The 16,213-nt window shown below is 57.0% G+C and carries 14 protein-coding genes, 1 tRNA gene and 1 riboswitch; of the genes, 3 read left to right on the forward strand and 12 right to left on the reverse strand.

Going from position 1 to position 16,213, the window contains the following annotated elements; all coding sequences use genetic code 11:
• Window positions 1-34: 34 nt before the first annotated feature.
• From ACXJJY_RS08410 to ACXJJY_RS08445, 8 genes are all read right to left on the reverse strand, one after another.
• Entirely contained in the window at window positions 35-460 is a 426-nt protein-coding gene (locus ACXJJY_RS08410) for a hypothetical protein (RefSeq protein ID WP_456386959.1), read from the reverse strand.
• Complete coding sequence (locus ACXJJY_RS08415) at window positions 402-812, reverse strand: cobaltochelatase subunit CobN (protein ID WP_456386960.1); 411 nt, start codon at window positions 810-812, stop codon at window positions 402-404. The genes ACXJJY_RS08410 and ACXJJY_RS08415 overlap by 59 nt, the downstream gene beginning before the upstream one ends.
• Before the next feature lie 14 nt (window positions 813-826).
• Complete coding sequence (locus ACXJJY_RS08420) at window positions 827-1,603, reverse strand: dihydropteroate synthase (protein ID WP_456386961.1); 777 nt, start codon at window positions 1,601-1,603, stop codon at window positions 827-829.
• Window positions 1,604-1,684: 81 nt separating this feature from the next.
• Window positions 1,685-2,662: an ABC transporter substrate-binding protein gene (locus ACXJJY_RS08425; RefSeq protein ID WP_456386962.1), complete on the reverse strand. Its 978-nt coding sequence runs from the start codon at window positions 2,660-2,662 to the stop codon at window positions 1,685-1,687.
• 2 nt (window positions 2,663-2,664) lie between these two features.
• Window positions 2,665-4,707 carry a TonB-dependent receptor plug domain-containing protein gene (locus tag ACXJJY_RS08430; RefSeq protein ID WP_456386963.1) on the reverse strand — a complete coding sequence of 681 codons (2,043 nt, stop codon included), beginning with the start codon at window positions 4,705-4,707 and terminating at the stop codon, window positions 2,665-2,667.
• 169 nt (window positions 4,708-4,876) lie between these two features.
• Window positions 4,877-5,063, reverse strand: a riboswitch (cobalamin riboswitch).
• Window positions 5,064-5,164: 101 nt separating this feature from the next.
• Complete coding sequence (locus ACXJJY_RS08435) at window positions 5,165-6,508, reverse strand: M48 family metalloprotease (RefSeq protein WP_456386964.1); 1,344 nt, start codon at window positions 6,506-6,508, stop codon at window positions 5,165-5,167.
• Complete coding sequence (locus ACXJJY_RS08440; protein WP_456386965.1) at window positions 6,505-6,978, reverse strand: putative molybdenum carrier protein; 474 nt, start codon at window positions 6,976-6,978, stop codon at window positions 6,505-6,507. Before ACXJJY_RS08440 ends, ACXJJY_RS08435 begins: the two co-directional genes overlap by 4 nt.
• 6 nt (window positions 6,979-6,984) lie before the next feature.
• Window positions 6,985-7,908, reverse strand: a complete 924-nt coding sequence (locus ACXJJY_RS08445; RefSeq protein WP_456386966.1) for a metal ABC transporter solute-binding protein, Zn/Mn family — start codon at window positions 7,906-7,908, stop codon at window positions 6,985-6,987.
• Between the two features lie 304 nt (window positions 7,909-8,212).
• Here ACXJJY_RS08445 and amrS point away from each other — a divergent pair, with 304 nt between their 5' ends.
• Window positions 8,213-9,244 carry an AmmeMemoRadiSam system radical SAM enzyme gene (gene amrS, locus ACXJJY_RS08450; RefSeq protein ID WP_456386967.1) on the forward strand — a complete coding sequence of 344 codons (1,032 nt, stop codon included), beginning with the start codon at window positions 8,213-8,215 and terminating at the stop codon, window positions 9,242-9,244.
• 19 nt (window positions 9,245-9,263) lie between these two features.
• Here the strand turns inward: amrS and ACXJJY_RS08455 are convergent, their stop codons facing one another.
• The 3 genes from ACXJJY_RS08455 to ACXJJY_RS08465 all read right to left on the reverse strand — a co-directional run bounded on the left by ACXJJY_RS08455 (window position 9,264) and on the right by ACXJJY_RS08465 (window position 14,428).
• On the reverse strand, window positions 9,264-12,722 hold the full coding sequence (locus tag ACXJJY_RS08455) for a DUF748 domain-containing protein (protein WP_456386968.1): 3,459 nt from the start codon (window positions 12,720-12,722) through the stop codon (window positions 9,264-9,266).
• Between the two features lie 7 nt (window positions 12,723-12,729).
• Window positions 12,730-13,977 carry an MFS transporter gene (locus ACXJJY_RS08460; RefSeq protein ID WP_456386969.1) on the reverse strand — a complete coding sequence of 416 codons (1,248 nt, stop codon included), beginning with the start codon at window positions 13,975-13,977 and terminating at the stop codon, window positions 12,730-12,732.
• Window positions 13,978-14,110: 133 nt separating this feature from the next.
• Entirely contained in the window at window positions 14,111-14,428 is a 318-nt protein-coding gene (locus ACXJJY_RS08465) for a hypothetical protein (protein ID WP_456386970.1), read from the reverse strand.
• Window positions 14,429-14,559: 131 nt separating this feature from the next.
• On the opposite strand from ACXJJY_RS08465, the gene ACXJJY_RS08470 reads away from it, so the two are divergent.
• Window positions 14,560-14,657: transfer RNA gene (locus ACXJJY_RS08470), tRNA-Sec, on the forward strand.
• A 39-nt stretch (window positions 14,658-14,696) separates the two neighbouring features.
• On the opposite strand, the gene glyQ is transcribed toward ACXJJY_RS08470, so the two are convergent.
• Window positions 14,697-15,599 carry a glycine--tRNA ligase subunit alpha gene (gene glyQ / locus ACXJJY_RS08475; RefSeq protein ID WP_456386971.1) on the reverse strand — a complete coding sequence of 301 codons (903 nt, stop codon included), beginning with the start codon at window positions 15,597-15,599 and terminating at the stop codon, window positions 14,697-14,699.
• A gap of 179 nt (window positions 15,600-15,778) precedes the next feature.
• Here glyQ and ACXJJY_RS08480 point away from each other — a divergent pair, with 179 nt between their 5' ends.
• Window positions 15,779-16,195 carry a CoA-binding protein gene (locus ACXJJY_RS08480; RefSeq protein WP_456386972.1) on the forward strand — a complete coding sequence of 139 codons (417 nt, stop codon included), beginning with the start codon at window positions 15,779-15,781 and terminating at the stop codon, window positions 16,193-16,195.
• Window positions 16,196-16,213: the final 18 nt, after the last annotated feature.

The raw sequence follows: 16,213 nt of genomic DNA on the forward strand, positions 1-16,213 counted from the left end.
TTTCGGTGATCTTGTTCTTTTGGGCTGCTGACTGTCAGTAACCCTTTTTCCTCACTCCATAAGCCATCAGGCCGATAATGAAGAGAATAACAAGGCCGGCCAGCCACTCCACCCCTGACGAGGTGACCTGCGTAGAATCATCCTGGCGCTTCATCTTTTCCATCCTGTAGCCCTCTACTTCGGTCATTTCCTGTTTCAGGGAGTCACTCTTTCGCTTTTTCGCTGCCTTATCGCGCCCGGGGGAATGGATCATCTTTTGCTGGGCTTTTCGCTCTGCCGCCTGTTCTGCCAGGGAGACCTGCGCCGCCTGTTCGATGGCCAGTTTGAATTTTTCCACCACGCTCAGCGCATATTCCACTGCCAGCTTTTTCTGTACCGGCTCCGGGGCCGACCAATACCCTTTACGTACTGTTTCCAGCATGCGTCCGGTGATGGACTGGTGGGCCCAGTGAGGCGGCATGAAAGAATTCTTTCATGTTCAGTTCGTATTTATCCTTCACATACATCTCATACGCCTGCAGCCACTTGGCATCATCCACCTTTTCCGGGGTGGTCATGGCCCAACCCCACAGGTATTCGACAAAATGGGTCATCTCTCTGGCTCCGGCGTAATCATCCTTTTGCATGCCCTTGATCCACAGCGGATTCAGATAACGGCTGCGCATTTCCCGGCCCAGGGTTTTGGCCATGTCCTCCACCGCGATCTGTCCAGATTTTTGCTGTTGGGAGACAAGGACCATCAGGAGCAGGTCTGCAGCAACCGCCTGTGCCGGCAGGAGTGAGAGCGAGAGGATCAGCAGTAAAAATTTCATCGCTGATATATCCGCTACGCTGCAACCGCCATTGCCGGGCGGAGATTTTTTGCCACAGCCATGAGATTTTTATCTCTGCAGTTCATGATGACCGCGTCAAGACCGGCCTTGGCAAACAGGGGCAGCAGACGGCAATGAAGAGCGGAACGTTCTCCTGCGGCAAGACAGACAGATGCATTGCTGATGGCGATAATGGTTTTCAGGTGGTGGTTGCTCATTTCTCCAATCAACCGGATGGTATCAAGCACCACGTCGATATCCGGCAGGCCGCCACTAAGACGCCAGGTTGCCGGATCCGGGCGGCAGGCGATGACCGGATCGATATAGAGTTGTTCATGGGGCAGACCAACCCGGTCGGCGGTGTCCATCACCTGCATGGCGAGTTGCAGCCGGCCATTGACATCCATGGGTGTAAGGTCGGCGCTGACCAGCAACACTACCAGGTTTGCCTTGAAGAACTTCGCCGTTTCCATGGCTCTGGAGAGTTCCTGTGGATTGGCCGTGACGGCATTGATAGTGGCTGTCCCCTTGTGGATCTCCAGGGCTCGTTGCTGATTCAGGACATGGCTGGAGAGAAAGAGCGGGACATCTGCGCCCTGCTGGATTGTCTCTACCAGCCAGAGCGTGAGGCGGCCAAGTGTCCTGTTCTGGCCAAGATTGATATCCAGTGCGGTTGCCCCGGCGTCCACCTGACTCCTGGCAAGATGCACCAGGATCTCTTCATCCAGATCTTCCAGGGCCTTAAGAAACCTATGGTTCATGATGTGCATGCTTTCACCGATTATTTGCATTGTTTACTCCTTGTAATTCTGTAGTTTTTTGTTTCTGCATGAGATGCGGTTGTCAGGGTTCCCTCAAGCTGTACAGGTCTCTCAATGCTGATCTATCTTCACGGAGGGCCCAGCAAGGAGCGCCCCAATCCCTTTGGCCAGTACCAGGGGCAGATCCTGGAGTCTCCCGGTGTCGATCGGGACTTCCTTATCTGCAAGGTGGTGGGCCACGGCCTGACACCAGAGATCCACATTGCTTAAGTCATCCACCAGCCCTTTCTCATAATCATCACTGATGGCCATGACCGTATTCAGTTCCATGGGGCGTATGACCCGCTGGCGCTTCTCCGCCGGGATTGTGGTAACCTTGCGGGCAATCAGCGCCAGCAGTCGCTCTTCTTCTTCAATGATTGCCGTCGTTTTTTCCTGTCTTTGAAAGATGCGGCCAATAAGCCTGATCAGATCAAAGCTTTCGTTAATGGAATGCGCTGAAAGATTGATGAGAATGGCCTGGTTCCGGAAGTGGGAAACCACTTCTTTTTGCAGATCAACATAAAAGATAACGTCTGGATTCAGGGCCGCCAGCCGTTCAGGATCAGGGCTGGCAAAGCCACCGAGGATAACCTTGTCTGCACTTTCAGGCGGCAGTAGGGAGTGATGGGTGATGCCGACCACCGCATCTGCCGCGTCGATGCGCAGCAGGATTTTGGTGACGGAAGGGACCGGGGAAACCACCCGTTGCGGGATGTTGTTCAGGGTAATTTCCCTGCCGCCCTGCTTCCCCCCTAACAGGGCTGTTCCCCAGGCAAGCAGCAGGGCGGCAAGCAGAAAATGGAGGGTCATGCCGTTTTTCAGCAACAGCATGATGGTGTCAAGGTGGGAAAGAAGGTCGGTCCTGCTGGCCAGAAACCAGGCCAGGAAGAATACGATACCGTAGCCGGCGATGAAACCACAGAGAACTGCAAGCCGCCCTGACAGTGTTGCCTTCCGTGCGAACAGAAAGGAAAGGCCGGCCCCGCTTTTCACGGCGAAGATACCCAAAGAAAAGGCGAGGCCAAGAACAAGGGATTTGATTTCCATGGCTAGAACCTGTACCTGTAGCTGGCATAGATTCCGCGGCCTGGTTTGGGGTAGCCCTTTTTTTCGTAATAATATTCATCAAAGAGGTTATCCAGCTTGAGGGTGAACCGGTGATGTTCCTTAAACGAAATCCCGACCACCAGGTCTGCCACCGTGAAGGAGGGATATTCTATTTCCGGATAACCGGCCGCGGTCCAGTCTGTATCCTTCATTGGGCCCTGGTTGCGGAAATTGAGCCTGGCTTCGAACATCTCGTCCGAGTACTGGAGGCCATAGTTTATCGTATAATCAGCCACGTTGTGGATATCGCCCATGGTTCCGCCGGGTTCTTCCTCTTCTGCCTTGAACATGTAAGTGGCGTTGACAAACAGCTCCAGCGAACGGTCCCAGTTCATCGGGGCCCCAATATCGAAGGATAACTCTGTCTCCAGGCCTTCCATTTCGGCGCTGAGACTGTTTTGGTAGGTGGTGGTGTTACCCGCGGTGACCGTGGTGATCTTGTCGTCCACGTCGGTGTGGAAATATGTAACGTCCATGAACAGGCCCAGCCTGGGTTGCGCATAGCCAAGGCCGATATCCCAGGTGATCGAGGACTCGGGGTCCAGGTCCGGATTGCTCCGGGTGATCATGGTAACCCCGCCAACGTCTGTTTCCGCGTAGCCTGCAAGCTGGGCCGCAGTCGGTGGAACAAAGGCCTTGCCGATGGTGGTGTGCAACCGGATTCCCAGGTCGAAGTTGTAGTTCAGCCCGGCCCTGGGACTGAAGGTGGAGAAATTTTCCGAGTTGGGCGTAAAATCGGTTTTGTAGGGCGTGGGTTTGGTTTCTACATCGAAAGTGTCGTACCGCCCCCCTACAGTGGCGGTGAGCCGGTCGTTCATGAAGCGCCAGATGGTTTCCAGGTATCCGGCCCAGTTTTCCCGGCCTTCATCCGGGGACCAGGGCGCCCTGCGTGTACCGTCCTGGTTGTAGCTTCGGCTTTCCCTGTCGATCTTCTGGTAATCGATGCCGACGACGAACCGGTGTTGGCCCCAGGTGTACTCGTTCTTGAGCTGGAAGCCGAGCCAGTCTGTCTCCGAGTCGTAGCTCCGGTACGGTTCCACCTGGACCAGGGCCGGATACCAGCCGGTATAGTGGCTGTAGTTTTCACTGGTTTCGTTGGTCCGGTAACCGGTGAGGCTCACTCTGCTCTTATCCCCCAGCGGCCCGCTGAGGGTAAAATCCATGCCCGAGCGGTCGATGTCCTTGTGGCCGGACATCTCGTTGCCATAGGCGATGTCACCCGGAGTTTCGATATCGCGGCCCTGGTAGAGGTCTCCGCTGACATCGATCCGCCATGCTCCCAGGTCACCGCCCAGGCGCAGGGATCCGTTCTGGGTCCTGAAGGCCGTGTTTGCCCTGGTCTCGCCGTTACCCATCTCGTAGTCATCGCTCTGTTCGAACCTCTGGGCAAAGATATCGAAGTCGAACCGGTCCCCCAGCCCGCCACCAAGTGCTGCTTTTTCAAAATTGGTCGCAAATGAGCCGTAACCGATTTCCGCAAGACCGGTGAGTGGTCCGGTATGTTTTTTGGTAATGATGTTGACCACCCCGCCCATGGCTTCTCCGCCATAGAGGGAAGAGGCTGGCCCTTTCAGGACCTCTATCCGTTCCACGTTGCCGGTGAGCACGGTCGCCAGGTTGGTGGCTCCGGCCGGCCGGCCGTTGATAAGAACCAGGGTGTGCTTGGTGATACCGGAAAATTCCGGCCGAAAACCGCGGATACCGATGCCGGCCAGGGCGCCGGGGTACTCGATCACGCCGACGGAACTGTTCTTCTTGAGCTGTTCGGTGAGTGTGTCCCCGGTGGTCAGCTCGATGGTCTCGCTCTCGATCACCTCGACCCTGGCCGGAATTTCCTGCACCGATTCTTCACTGCGGGTGGCGGTCACCACCACTTCGTCCAGGGTAACCTTGTTTGCAGGGCTGTCTTCATCCGCGCCCGCCAGGGCCGGTCCAGGCGTGGACACGAGACACAGGGCCAGGGCCGTTCGAATCTCCTTTTTCATCACACTTCTCCTTGTACCTTGTAATGACGTTGAGACGGGTCCGGGGCCGCCTGAAAAGGCAAAAAAAAATCCCCGGACCAATAAACAAAAGAGTTATTGGTCCGGGGATCCCTGATTTTTCCTCGAACAATTCGACAAGCACGTGACTGCTCTTTGTCCGCGAGAGCAGGCGCTTTATGTTTTTCAGACAGGTCTTCTGACTCCCGGATCATCCTCCTTTTGCGCCTTCCCAACCCCTAAGGAGGTCAGTGGCATCTTGCAAAATTCGTCCCCGGTCACAGCGGCGGGCCCGTCCCGGATTCGCACCGGGTTCCCTATTAAGCTCGGCTAAGAGCATCTGAAAATGTACCGATAACGTTACCTGAAAAAATGTGCTCCGTCAACCCGCTTTTGCCGGGAAGATGTGGCCCGTGCCCGCCAGGAGGTTAACGTTCCCGGGGTGTATCGTGAGCGCTGTTCAGCGAATATAGCCCCATTCCCGGAGGCGGGTATATGCGTATTTTGCCTTGTCACCCTGGCGTACCTTTTCAAGAAACGCGGCGTAGGCCCGGGCGGCCTCGTCCCGGCGCTGCATGGCTTCGAGGGCCTGGCCCCGGTAGAAGAGGATGTCCGGATTACCGGGCAGGAGCCGGTCCACCTCACTTAATTCCCGCAGGGCCTGGTCATATTTCTCTTTGGCGAGGCTGCTCATGGCCAAGAGCCAGTGGCCCTGGGCCTCTTTGGGGTAGACCTGGGTGGCCTGGCGGGCATAGCTTAGCGCTTCATCATGGTTATGATGCATAAACTGGCATTTGGCCATAACCACCAGGGCCTGGTAATCGTCCGGAGCGTGGCGAAGAGCAGTGTGCAACAGTTCTTCGGCCTGGCGGATCTGTTTACGGGCCAAGGCGGTTTCCGCCTTCTGGATGGCCCTGATTGCTGGTTTGAGACGGCGAAGACCTGCGGTGTGGTCCATGTAGCGCTGTCGGTGATCCGGGTTGTCGAGCATGGATGCGTAACGTTCATGGGCCTGCAGGCGGGCTGTTTCCAATCGTTCCCTGCTCATGGGATGGGTGGCGAACATGAGCTCGATGGCAGTGGGATTGTGCTCTCCGCTTCTGAGGAGGATTTCCATGAGACCCGCCATGCCAAGTGGTGTGTATCCGGCCCTGGTCATGTATTCCATGCCCAGGGCGTCGGCCTCCCTTTCGTCATTGCGGCTGTATCTGGCCAACAGGGCACCGGCCCCCAAGCCGCCAAGCCTGGAGATCAGCTCCGCCGTACCTTCATGACCGGCACTGGAGGTGGCTATCGAGGCTCCGGCGACCAGCAGGTTGACCAGCAACCCCTTGCCCATCTGCTCGGCTGCGTGCCGGGCACAGACATGGCCGATTTCGTGCCCCAGCAGGGCTGCAAGTTCAGCTTCGCTTTGCAGTTCAACCAGGATGCCTCGGGTGGCGGCGATGGAGCCGCCGGGAAAAGCGTAGGCGTTGATATGGGCCGCATTGACGCCGCGGAAGGAAAAGGGCATGTCAGGGCGATGTGAACGACGGGCCAGCTCCATTCCCACCCGGTTAAGATACTTGTTGAGCTCCCTGTCCATGAGGATACCGTAATCGGCCGAAAACTGGAATGGGGCCTGCTTCCGGTCCAGGGCTATCTCCTGGCTCCGGGTCATCATGACAAGGGATTTTTCTCCTGTCACCGGGTCGGTGCTGCAACCGCCAAGAAAGGGAGCCGTAATGGCGCTTCCACCGCAAAGAAAGAAAAAGCGCAGGATTGTACGGCGTGAAATTCGGGGCAAGGTGTTTGATCCGTTCATGGTGTTTTGTCCGTTTCGGGCCAGTTTATCTGCAGCAGAAGGTCATAAACGGCCCGATAGATACGCGGTTCGCCGCTTGCTCTGGGGCCGGCCACGTTCAGGGTTTTGATGTTATGGTCTTTCAGCCATTGTTCTATGGCTTTTTGAGCTCGTTTGGGATGCCATAGTTCCAGGTCGATATGGAGACAGGGGCGCCGGTGCCGGATGGCCAGGGCCTCGGTCAGGGCCGAGCCGCCGGTGAGAGGGCCAAATGACACTATCAGAGTGCCGTCACTGTCCAGTATGTTTTTCCTGGTTCGGTCCCGGTAGTTGGCCGACGGCAGCTCCTGGAGTCGGTAGCGGTCCGGCAGTGGTCCCTCCTCGGTCCGGCGCCCTCTTGGCAGCCAGCCGCCATGGGGGATGTTCAGGCTGATGGCCGCGTCAAGAGCCGCCCGGTCAGCCCCGCTCTGTCCTCCGGAGATAATTTTCATGTTCTTTCAGGACCCTTTGGGAGTCGACCCTGCCGTTGGCGTCAACGCAGCGGCGATCCGGCCGGCAATACGTTCCATGTTGGCCAGGTAGTCCCGCGCCAGCGGGTCAAGCGGTATCACTGCTCCGTCGATGGCCCTGGCGATGGTCCGGGCGCTGGAGCTTGAAAACTGGGGCTGAACAAAGATGACGTGGACATTATCCTCCCTGGCCGAGGCGATTAGGCTGGCCAGGTGGCGGGGGCCCGGCCCCTTGCCCCCGGGGGCCACTGCTTTTTGCCGCAACCCGTAGGCCCGGCAGAAATAGCCGTAAGCCGGATGAAAGACATATATGGTCTGGCCGGTCAGAGGCGCGAGCACCTCCCTGAGTCTGCGGTCCAGGGCCTCGAGATCCGCGGCAAAGGTTTCATAGTTTTGCTGGTAGAATTCTTTTCCTGCGGGGTCGAGACGGATCAGGGTGTCGCGAATGAGGGCCGCCTGTTTCTTGACCAGCCGGGGATCAAGCCAGGTGTGCGGATCCAGATCTTCACTCTTTTCCCGTTCTTTGGCATGCACATCTTCATTCTGCAGTCCTTTGTGATCGTGGTCACCGCTCAACATATCCAGTCCCTGACGCAGGTCGATGATGGAGAGATGGGGGACGGAGCGCTGTAGTTTGGGTATCAGGCTTTTTTCAAACGGCACGCCGATGCGGAAATAGACATCGGCCCGGGACAGGGTCGCCATTTGGCGTGGTGCAGGGGCGTAGGTGACCGGACTCTGGCCAGGCTGGACCAGGGCCTGGACCTGAACCCGCTCGCCACCAACCCGCTCGACAAAATATTCCTGAGGGAGGATCGAGACAAAAACCGTGATCCTGGCCATGGCCACGGCAGGCAGAGAGATGGTCAGCGTCAGGAAGAGGAGCAAAAGAGAGATTTTTTTCCAATGCATTGGGACTCCGGAACCGGTTTTGGGAAAAATGGGCGCGTACCTGAAAAATTTTACAATGACTTTTACTGGTTGTTGATGCGGGTGAGAACCGGCAGGTGACCTGGTCGTTTCGACGGTCACCATCAGGCATTCGGTACCCGGACCGGGACCATCGTTTGGACAGGTAACCCGGTAACGCCACTGTATCAGTATACGTTATGCGATCCGACTGTAAAATCAAGGGGGGAGGTTTCCCAAAGGGGAGACAGGTATTATATTTTTTCAGAGGCTTGCTGACGGTGGATCTGCAAACAGGGAGGGTATCATGCACGAGGCACGTTTTTACACCAAAAAGGAGGACGGCAAGGTCCAGTGCGGACTCTGTCAACACCGCTGCCAGATAAAACCGGGACGGCGAGGGATGTGCGGTGTGCGTGAAAACCGGGACGGGACATTGTATACTCTGGTCTACGGGTATCTGGTGGCGGAAAATAGTGATCCCATCGAGAAAAAACCGCTGTTCCATTTTCTTCCAGCCTCGAAATCCTGGTCCATCTCCACCGTGGGATGCAATTTTCGCTGTCTCCACTGCCAGAACTATGATATCTCCCAGTATCCCCACCTGCATCACGGTGGCATTGCCGGTACCTTCCGCTCTCCGGAAGAGGTGGTGGCTGCGGCGGAGCGAACGGGTTGTGCAAGTATCAGCTATACGTATGTGGAGCCTACCGTTTTCTATGAATTCGCCCGGGACTGTATGGAGTTGGCTCATTCGCGCTCCATCAGAAACGTCTTTGTCTCCAATGGCTACATGACCCCGGAGGTTATCCGGGATCTGGCCCCGCTGCTGGACGGGATCAATATCGACCTCAAGGGGTTTTCAGAGGATTTTTATCACCGGATCTGTTCAGCCCGGCTCCAACCGGTGTTGGACACGATTCGGCTCATGCACGAGGCTGGGGTCTGGGTCGAGGTGACCACGCTGGTGATCCCCGGGCTCAACGACTCGGATGAGGAACTGCGGGACATTGCCCGTTTCATCCGCGGTATCGATTTATCCATGCCCTGGCATGTGACCGCCTTTTATCCCACCTATAAGTTAACCGACCGCCCCCCCACCCCGGTGGCCACCCTGCGGCGGGCCAGGGACATCGGCCTTGGCGAAGGGCTGCGGTTTGTCTACGAGGGCAATGTGCCGGGTGAAGGAGGAGAAAATACCTGGTGCCCTTCCTGCGGCGTCGCTCTTGTTACCAGGCTCGGTTTTTCTCTTGCGGAAAATCGGTTGCGCCTCGGTGACAATCCGCGCCTGGCCCATTGTCCCGAATGCGGCGAAGATGTCCAGGGCGTCTGGAGCTGAGCGGTCGAATCGGTGGTGGTCAGAGCTGCAGGTCGACCCGTGGCTTACCGCTGTTGCCGGTATCAAGGGCCGATGAACAGATGAGCAGCCGTTTGGGATCGATACCGTGGTTTCCGCTGAGGAAATCCCGCACCGCGACAGCCCGCCTCTCGCCAAGGTTAAGGAGACGCTCTTTTGTTTCAGGACTGAGCCCGTCGGCCCTGGTGTCCGGAGGGAGGTCGTCCCGGGCCAGCTTCGGACAGAGCTGGAGTTCCAGGCTGGGTTTCTCCTTGAGAATTTTGGCAACCCGGTCGAGGTAGTCGGTCTGTTTCTCGCTCAGGACATCGCTGCCGGGCGTGAATTCCACCGGCGCCAGCCGGGTTTTGAGTATCTCGTTGCCAACTTTGGCGCCCAGGTAGGCCAGGGCGGCATAGGGGCCCAGGGCATAGACCAGGTAGGAGGATGCCCCGGTGATGATGGCCTTGTTCATGGCGGTGATCAGCAGCCCGGAAAGACTTACATTCAGTTCGTTGACCGGTCCGGAGACTGGTACTTTGAGTTCAATATTGCCATTGCTGTCCTTGAGAATAGCCAGGGCGTAGTCCAGGTCAAAGGGCAGGGCTATTGCCTTTTCCTTGTCCACTGTCTGGACATCGACTTTCTTGAACAGAAATTTGTTGTCAGCGTTGATGTTCTTGTCAGAGAGCTGGATTTTGGCTTGCAGTTCCAGCTGGCCTTGGGTGAATTTTACTCCTATGGCATCTGCTGCATAGGGTGACAGGTTGACCAGGGGATAGTTTTTGAGTTGTACTTCCTGTTCCAGGGCCATGTTTGGTCCGAACAGCCGGGCGGTCCCTTTGACCGAAAGGTAGGAGAACCTGTCGATCATCGCCTCCAGGGTGTATCTGGCAGGGGTTTCGGTGTCCTGGGAATTGATATGTTCCACCAGGGCTCTGGTCGGGACCAGCTCCATGGTGAAGGGGTGTGTGCGGGTATAGTCGGTGGCGGCCCGGTGATCGACAAAGAGGATGCGGTTTTCTCCTTCCAGGCGGATACGATCCAGGCGCAGGGGCGCTCCGGCGTAGATCTTGGCCGGTTCTTTTTTTTCGTCCACATCCGCAGGCGATATTTTATCTGGATCTTGTCTGTCTTCCAGGTGCTCCTCTGCGTCCGGCGTCGGCCTGCCTGTCAGTTCCCGTACGGCCTGGCTCAGGTTGAGCGAACCTTTTTCATCGATTTTCAGGTCCATGAAAAGGTCGCTGAGGATGATCTCTTCGCCAAAGATGCCGTTTTTCGGAGACCAGGACGGCTTGTTGACAGTGATGGAGCCAAGGTGCAGGGCCTCGGTGTCTTCCTTCCGGGGAAAGAGATGGATATCGTGGATCAGGAGGTGATCCAGGGCGACCTCACCGGTGGTGTCGGCCTGGATGTTTCTGGCTTCGAAGCCACCGAATCCTCCCTGGTTGCTGCCATTCCTGGTGTTGGTGATTGTCAGCGGATCTGAGTTCAGGGTCTGGATGGTGAAGTGCTTCAGATTCTGGCTCTCCATCCCGGTAAGGCGAAGAGAGGGCAGGCTCAGGTGCACTCTCATGTCCGGGCCGCCGTCGATATCCAGGCCAAGCAGGCTGGCTTCGGTGATTGTGACCGGGCCTTTCCCGGGAGCCTTAAGCCCGCTGATTGTCAGTTTCCGGCTTTTGAGCAGGTAGCGTCCGGTTTCCGAGTTCCCGATGACCAGTTGCTGCGCTTCCAGGTCTCCATTGCCATGAAGTTCGACATCTTCGTCAATCTGCAGGGTAAAGGCCCTGGTCGAGAGTTTCAGGTCGTTGATCGAGATTTTCCGTTTTCGGGGCTTGAGCAGGGTCTGGAGCTCCGTACCCGTCAGGGTGCCATCGAGGAGTACGGTCTGCTGCTGATCGTTTTGCTCCCAGTTGGCCGTGCCGTTCCAGTTGAGGCTGTTCTGGGAGCCGTTGATCAGGGAGAGGATGCGTTGTCTGCCTCCCCTCAAGGCAAGTTCTCCGTCGACTTGGACTGCGGCCTGACCACCGAAACGTACCGATGTTTTGCCGGCCAGGTGCAGCTCTTCCTGGGAGAGGTCGAGGTGTCCGGGCATGGTGAATTGCAGTCCTCTTCCTTCAATCGTTCCATCCAGGGCAACGGTATGTTCGGCCATGCCGGTCAGGGGTGAGGTGTACCTTCCCTGTCCCTGCCAGGAGATTTTTTTCCCTCCGGTATGGAGGGACACGGTCCTGGTGTCCAGGGCAAAGGCGGGGTCGTTGACCAGGAGGGCGCCGTTGAAGCTGACCTGTTGGCTGCGGGTGGCGGTACCCGAATTGTAGGATGCCTTACCCTTCCAGGAGAGATCCGTATCACCGATGGCGAGAATGGGCAGCGTCAGGTCTGTTTTACCGGCAGATACGGTTGCGCCGGAGTTTACCCGGACCTCCTCGCCGATATGGACCTGGACCGGTCCGTTGGCCAGAATGTGCTGCTGATTGATTTGCAGGTCGGCCTTGGGTACGGCCACCGTCACCTCGTTTCCTTCAAGACGGCCATCCACGTCGACCACCATGGCTCCGTGGGGGGGCATCTGAAACCTGGCCTTGCCGGAATAGCTGACCTTCTCCCCCCGAACTCCCCAGGAATCTCCACCCAGATCTCCTTTCTCAAGGGCGATATGCCCATCATAGGTTACATCCAGATCCGTATCTGGCCCGAGGGAGAGACGCACCACACCGTCAACCGTAGCGGTACCGGTGAAAGGCCCGAGAGAAGGTTTGAGAAAATCGGCCAGCCAGATCAGCTGAAACCCACGGATATCCACGGTACCGCTCAGGGATGGATGGGACAGGAGGCGGAGACTGTCCAGGTTAAGAGAGACCGGGGCTCCGTTGAACGAGCCGGAAAAGACAAGCTTGGCCGGGCGGGCATCGGTGGCTGTGCTCAGCTCGGAAAGACGCAGGCTGTCCACCTTCAGGGTCAGGTCAAGATCGGGGGTCTTCAGGTGGATCTGACTGTCGGAAACGAGTATTTCTTCAGCATCCAGGATCCAGGGCGAGAAACTCTGCTGCTTCGGCCCCGGTTCTTTTTCTCCTGCGGATAATGGCGGAGTGAAGAAGCCATAGCGCCAGGAACCGTCTGCATGCTGCTCCATGTCCACTGCGATACCGCGCAGGGTAGCCCTCCGGAGGATAGCTTTTTTGCGGAACAGGCCGGAAAGTTCCACCTCCAGGGTAGTTTCACTGTCCAGTACCACCTTTTTTCTGTCCCGGACAATCTCGACTCCCCGGATGGTGAGTGAGCCGGCCAGAGGATTGAGCCGTACAGCGCGAATCTGTACCTGGTCGGCCCCATTGGCCAGCAGCCATTTTTCAAGGCCGATGCGCAGGAGGAGCGGAGTGGAAAATATCAGGCCACCAAGGATGGCGACCAGCATTGCCCCGACAGGAAGCCACCATTTTATTCCGGATCTGGATTGCGTTGATTTGTTATTCGTTTCCATGGAATTCTTAGACTTTATAGCTCTTTATGTCTCTGGCAGCGGGCAAACGATGTGGGTCTGCAGCCTCCTGCCCAGCCCGGAGCCGGGACCTGCTGGTTTTTTCAGTGGCAAGGAACCGGACGATCAGCGATCCGCTGGCAATAAAGATCCCGGTCAGGGTCAGGGCAAGGTGGAAATGACCATAATCTGCCAGCTGACCGATAGCCGCCGGGATCAGGCCGCCACCCAGGACAAAGGAGAGGGGAATGGCCAGAGAGATGACCACGTTCCTGGTTTGCGCCGAGCCGATCCGGGAGAGCATGGCAAAGGCTGGCGGAAAGAAGCAGACGGCCAGTACCGGCTGCAGCCAGACCCAGAGAGAAACCAGAGTGGAAGCCGATAGTCCGAGGCAGGCCGTGGTGGTCCCGGTAAGAAGGAGGACCCATGCCATGGTTTTCCGGTTGCCGAATCGATCCGCCAGGATACCGCCCAGAAGGGCGGTGACCAGAGTGGTGATCCGCGACAATCCCACGAGCATGCTGGCCTGATACTTGGTCATGCCGTGTTCGCTGACTAAAAAGGTGGGCAGGATGGAGTAGACGCCGATGGTGCCGGTGATGCCCATGGCGAACAGGAGTACCAGAATCCAGAAATCTTTCTGTCCCATCAGGGTGCGGCAGCGGCTCAGCTCCGGCGGAGCCCCGCGTAGATGGCTGCCCCGGCCAATAATCGCATAAGTCAGGGCCATCAACAGGCCGGCTGAGGCCAGGATGAAGAGAATCTGGTGCCAGGTGATCAGCGGCAGGAGCCAGGCGGTGATCAGCGGGGCGGTGAGAAAGGCCAGGTTGGGGGCCAGTTCGTGCAGGCCGAAGGCCCGTCCCCAGCGGTCGGCCCGATACAGGTCGGATATGGTGGTGATAGCCGAGGGCAGGTAGAGCCCGGCCGCCAGCCCCAGGAGAAAGAAACCGACTCTGGTCAGCAGCAGATCAGTGGCTATGCCGACCAGGGCCAGGGATACGGAAACTGCCATCATGCTGGTGATGATCGTGACCTTGTGGTTCAGCCTGGACGAGACAAAGCCTGAGCCCAGCAGGGAGAGAAAGTAACCGCTGCTCATGATCAGGAAGAACGCGCCGGCCGCTCCGTGGGAAAGATGCAGGTCCTGCTCAAGCTGAGGCAGCAGGGGGGCGACGATAATGCGCGAACAGAAGTTCAGGTAAAATATTGCTGTAAGCAGCAACAGGGAGATCAGGGAGGAGACGCTTTTTTGTTGCATCAGTGGAAAGCGGCCCCACCGCAGGCTGACGGGAGAAGCAAAAGAATGTGGGCAACGGGACGGCAACAAGGCAAATGAGAAAACCTTTGGCAGAAAATAAATACGAAAAACAGGTAGACCGGTGGTGGTCTGTTCAGGCGGTTTTGTCCGGGTTGGTTATCTTGCTGGTATCGGCTGGAGTGTCATCGGTGACTTCACGGTCCTCTTCCGGAGAAATTTCCATGGCCGGAGCCTCCTGCTGCACCCGGACAGCCTTGGGGATCTTTGATTCCGGAACCACGAATTCACGGATTTTCTCGATTTCATGCTGCAGGTCCGGGTCGAATCGACAAATGTCGCATTCCTTGACGTGTTTGTCGACGAACTGCATCATGCGGGCAGGAGCCATGGTTTCTTCTCTGACGTGAAGATACCATCCCTTGATAAGACGAATCAGCTGATCACACTGCATGAAAACTGGCGGGACGTTGACCGTCCTCTCCTGGTTGGTGATTGATGTGTTGATAGGTACCCTTTTTACAGGGCGTGAGTATAATAAAAAGTTGTTTTTCAGGTCAATAGTTATTAAAGTCAGCATCAGGTGGAAGTGGAAAGGGCACTGGTGGCCCTCCCGGACTTCAAATCCGGTGTGCCGGGTGAACAGCCTGGCAGGTGGGTTCGATTCCCATGCACTTCCGCCATTTTTATTTTATTGAGGTGTTTATCCGGCTCTGTCCTGTTCAGACGACAGCTTTTTTCTGGTTCTGCTTTTCCCAGTCCTGGAGAAGAGGGTATCCCATTTCTTCCCGCTGTACCACGTAGCGCCTGGCCACCTGTCGGGCAATGTTGCGGATCCGACCGATGTAGCGGGTTCGTTCGGCAACGGAAATTGCCTTGCGGGCGTCGAGCAGGTTGAAGGTGTGGGAACATTTAAGGCAGTAATCATAGGCCGGCAGGATAAGCCCTTTGTCGACCAGCTTGAGGGCCTCGCTCTCATAGGTGTTGAAAGCGTGGATCAGTTCTTCGACATTGGCCTCCTCAAAGTTGAATGCGGAAAATTCCCGTTCTGCCTGGCGAAAGATCTGGCCATAGGTAACCTGTTCGTTCCACTGGATATCATACACCGAGTCCACCTCCTGCAGGTACATGGCGATCCGTTCCAGGCCATAGGTCAGCTCCACGGTAATGGGTTTAAGGTCAATGGAGCCGGCCTGCTGGAAATAGGTGAACTGGGTGATCTCCATGCCGTCGAGCCAGACCTCCCAGCCCAGCCCCCAGGCTCCCAGAGTAGGGGATTCCCAGTCGTCTTCCACGAAGCGTATATCGTGCTCCAGCAAGTTGAGGCCGAACCGCTTGAGACTTTCCAGATACATCTCCTGGACATCTTTGGGTGACGGCTTGAGGACCACCTGGTACTGATAATAATGCTGCAGGCGGTTGGGATTTTCTCCGTAGCGACCGTCGGTAGGCCTGCGGGAAGGCTGGACATAGGCTGCGTTCCAGGGCTCCGGTCCCAGGGCCCGGAGAAGAGTGGCCGGATGAAAGGTGCCGGCGCCCACTTCCATGTCATAGGGCTGCAGGACAACACATCCCCTGGAGGCCCAGTAGCTGTTGAGTGTGGCTATTATATCTTGGAAATACATGGTAATATGCTCTGCTTAACTGTCTGTGTCGGGAAAACGTACTGTAACATAACAGTCTACCATACCAGGGTGTGGCGGTAAACGCCTTTTTGCCGGCCACCGCTGTCGCTGTCGTCTGCGGGCACGGTTTTTCTGTAACGTCCCGGCATGTCATGTTATTTTTTTCTGGAGAGCGGACAATGATGCAACTTGTACCGGTGGAAACCATTCGCCGTATCCTCAAAGAGACGAAAACCATCGCCGTGGTCGGCCTCTCTCCCAAACCGTCCCGCCCCTCCCATCGAGTGGCCCTCTACCTGCAAAAGGTCGGATACCGGATTATCCCTGTGAATCCGGGACAGGAAGAAATTCTAGGCCAGCGGTGCTACCCGGACCTTTTATCGATCCCGGACAAGGTGGAGCTGGTGGACATCTTCCGTCGGTCCGAAGATGTGATCCCCATCGTCGAGCAGGCCATTGAGATCGGGGCCCGCACCGTCTGGATGCAGCAGGGGGTCGTCAATCAGGAGGCTGCGACTCTGGCCGGAGAGGCCGGTTTGACCGTCATCATGGACCGGTGCCTGAAAATTGACCATAACCAGTTTGGCGTCTCCTGACCGGCCGGTAACCCGTAA

The sequence above is a fragment of the Desulfolithobacter sp. genome (assembly GCF_054025815.1).

Excerpts from the sequence above, each read along its gene's own strand:
- ACXJJY_RS08410 (WP_456386959.1), bottom strand. The coding sequence starts at position 460 with ATGCCGCCTCACTGGGCCCACCAGTCCATCACCGGACGCATGCTGGAA.
- ACXJJY_RS08415 (WP_456386960.1), bottom strand. The coding sequence starts at position 812 with ATGAAATTTTTACTGCTGATCCTCTCGCTCTCACTCCTGCCGGCACAG.
- ACXJJY_RS08420 (WP_456386961.1), bottom strand. The coding sequence starts at position 1,603 with ATGCAAATAATCGGTGAAAGCATGCACATCATGAACCATAGGTTTCTT.
- ACXJJY_RS08425 (WP_456386962.1), bottom strand. The coding sequence starts at position 2,662 with ATGGAAATCAAATCCCTTGTTCTTGGCCTCGCCTTTTCTTTGGGTATC.
- ACXJJY_RS08430 (WP_456386963.1), bottom strand. The coding sequence starts at position 4,707 with ATGAAAAAGGAGATTCGAACGGCCCTGGCCCTGTGTCTCGTGTCCACG.
- ACXJJY_RS08435 (WP_456386964.1), bottom strand. The coding sequence starts at position 6,508 with ATGAACGGATCAAACACCTTGCCCCGAATTTCACGCCGTACAATCCTG.
- ACXJJY_RS08440 (WP_456386965.1), bottom strand. The coding sequence starts at position 6,978 with ATGAAAATTATCTCCGGAGGACAGAGCGGGGCTGACCGGGCGGCTCTT.
- ACXJJY_RS08445 (WP_456386966.1), bottom strand. The coding sequence starts at position 7,908 with ATGCATTGGAAAAAAATCTCTCTTTTGCTCCTCTTCCTGACGCTGACC.
- amrS (WP_456386967.1), top strand. The coding sequence starts at position 8,213 with ATGCACGAGGCACGTTTTTACACCAAAAAGGAGGACGGCAAGGTCCAG.
- ACXJJY_RS08455 (WP_456386968.1), bottom strand. The coding sequence starts at position 12,722 with ATGGAAACGAATAACAAATCAACGCAATCCAGATCCGGAATAAAATGG.
- ACXJJY_RS08460 (WP_456386969.1), bottom strand. The coding sequence starts at position 13,977 with ATGCAACAAAAAAGCGTCTCCTCCCTGATCTCCCTGTTGCTGCTTACA.
- ACXJJY_RS08465 (WP_456386970.1), bottom strand. The coding sequence starts at position 14,428 with ATGCAGTGTGATCAGCTGATTCGTCTTATCAAGGGATGGTATCTTCAC.
- glyQ (WP_456386971.1), bottom strand. The coding sequence starts at position 15,599 with ATGTATTTCCAAGATATAATAGCCACACTCAACAGCTACTGGGCCTCC.
- ACXJJY_RS08480 (WP_456386972.1), top strand. The coding sequence starts at position 15,779 with ATGATGCAACTTGTACCGGTGGAAACCATTCGCCGTATCCTCAAAGAG.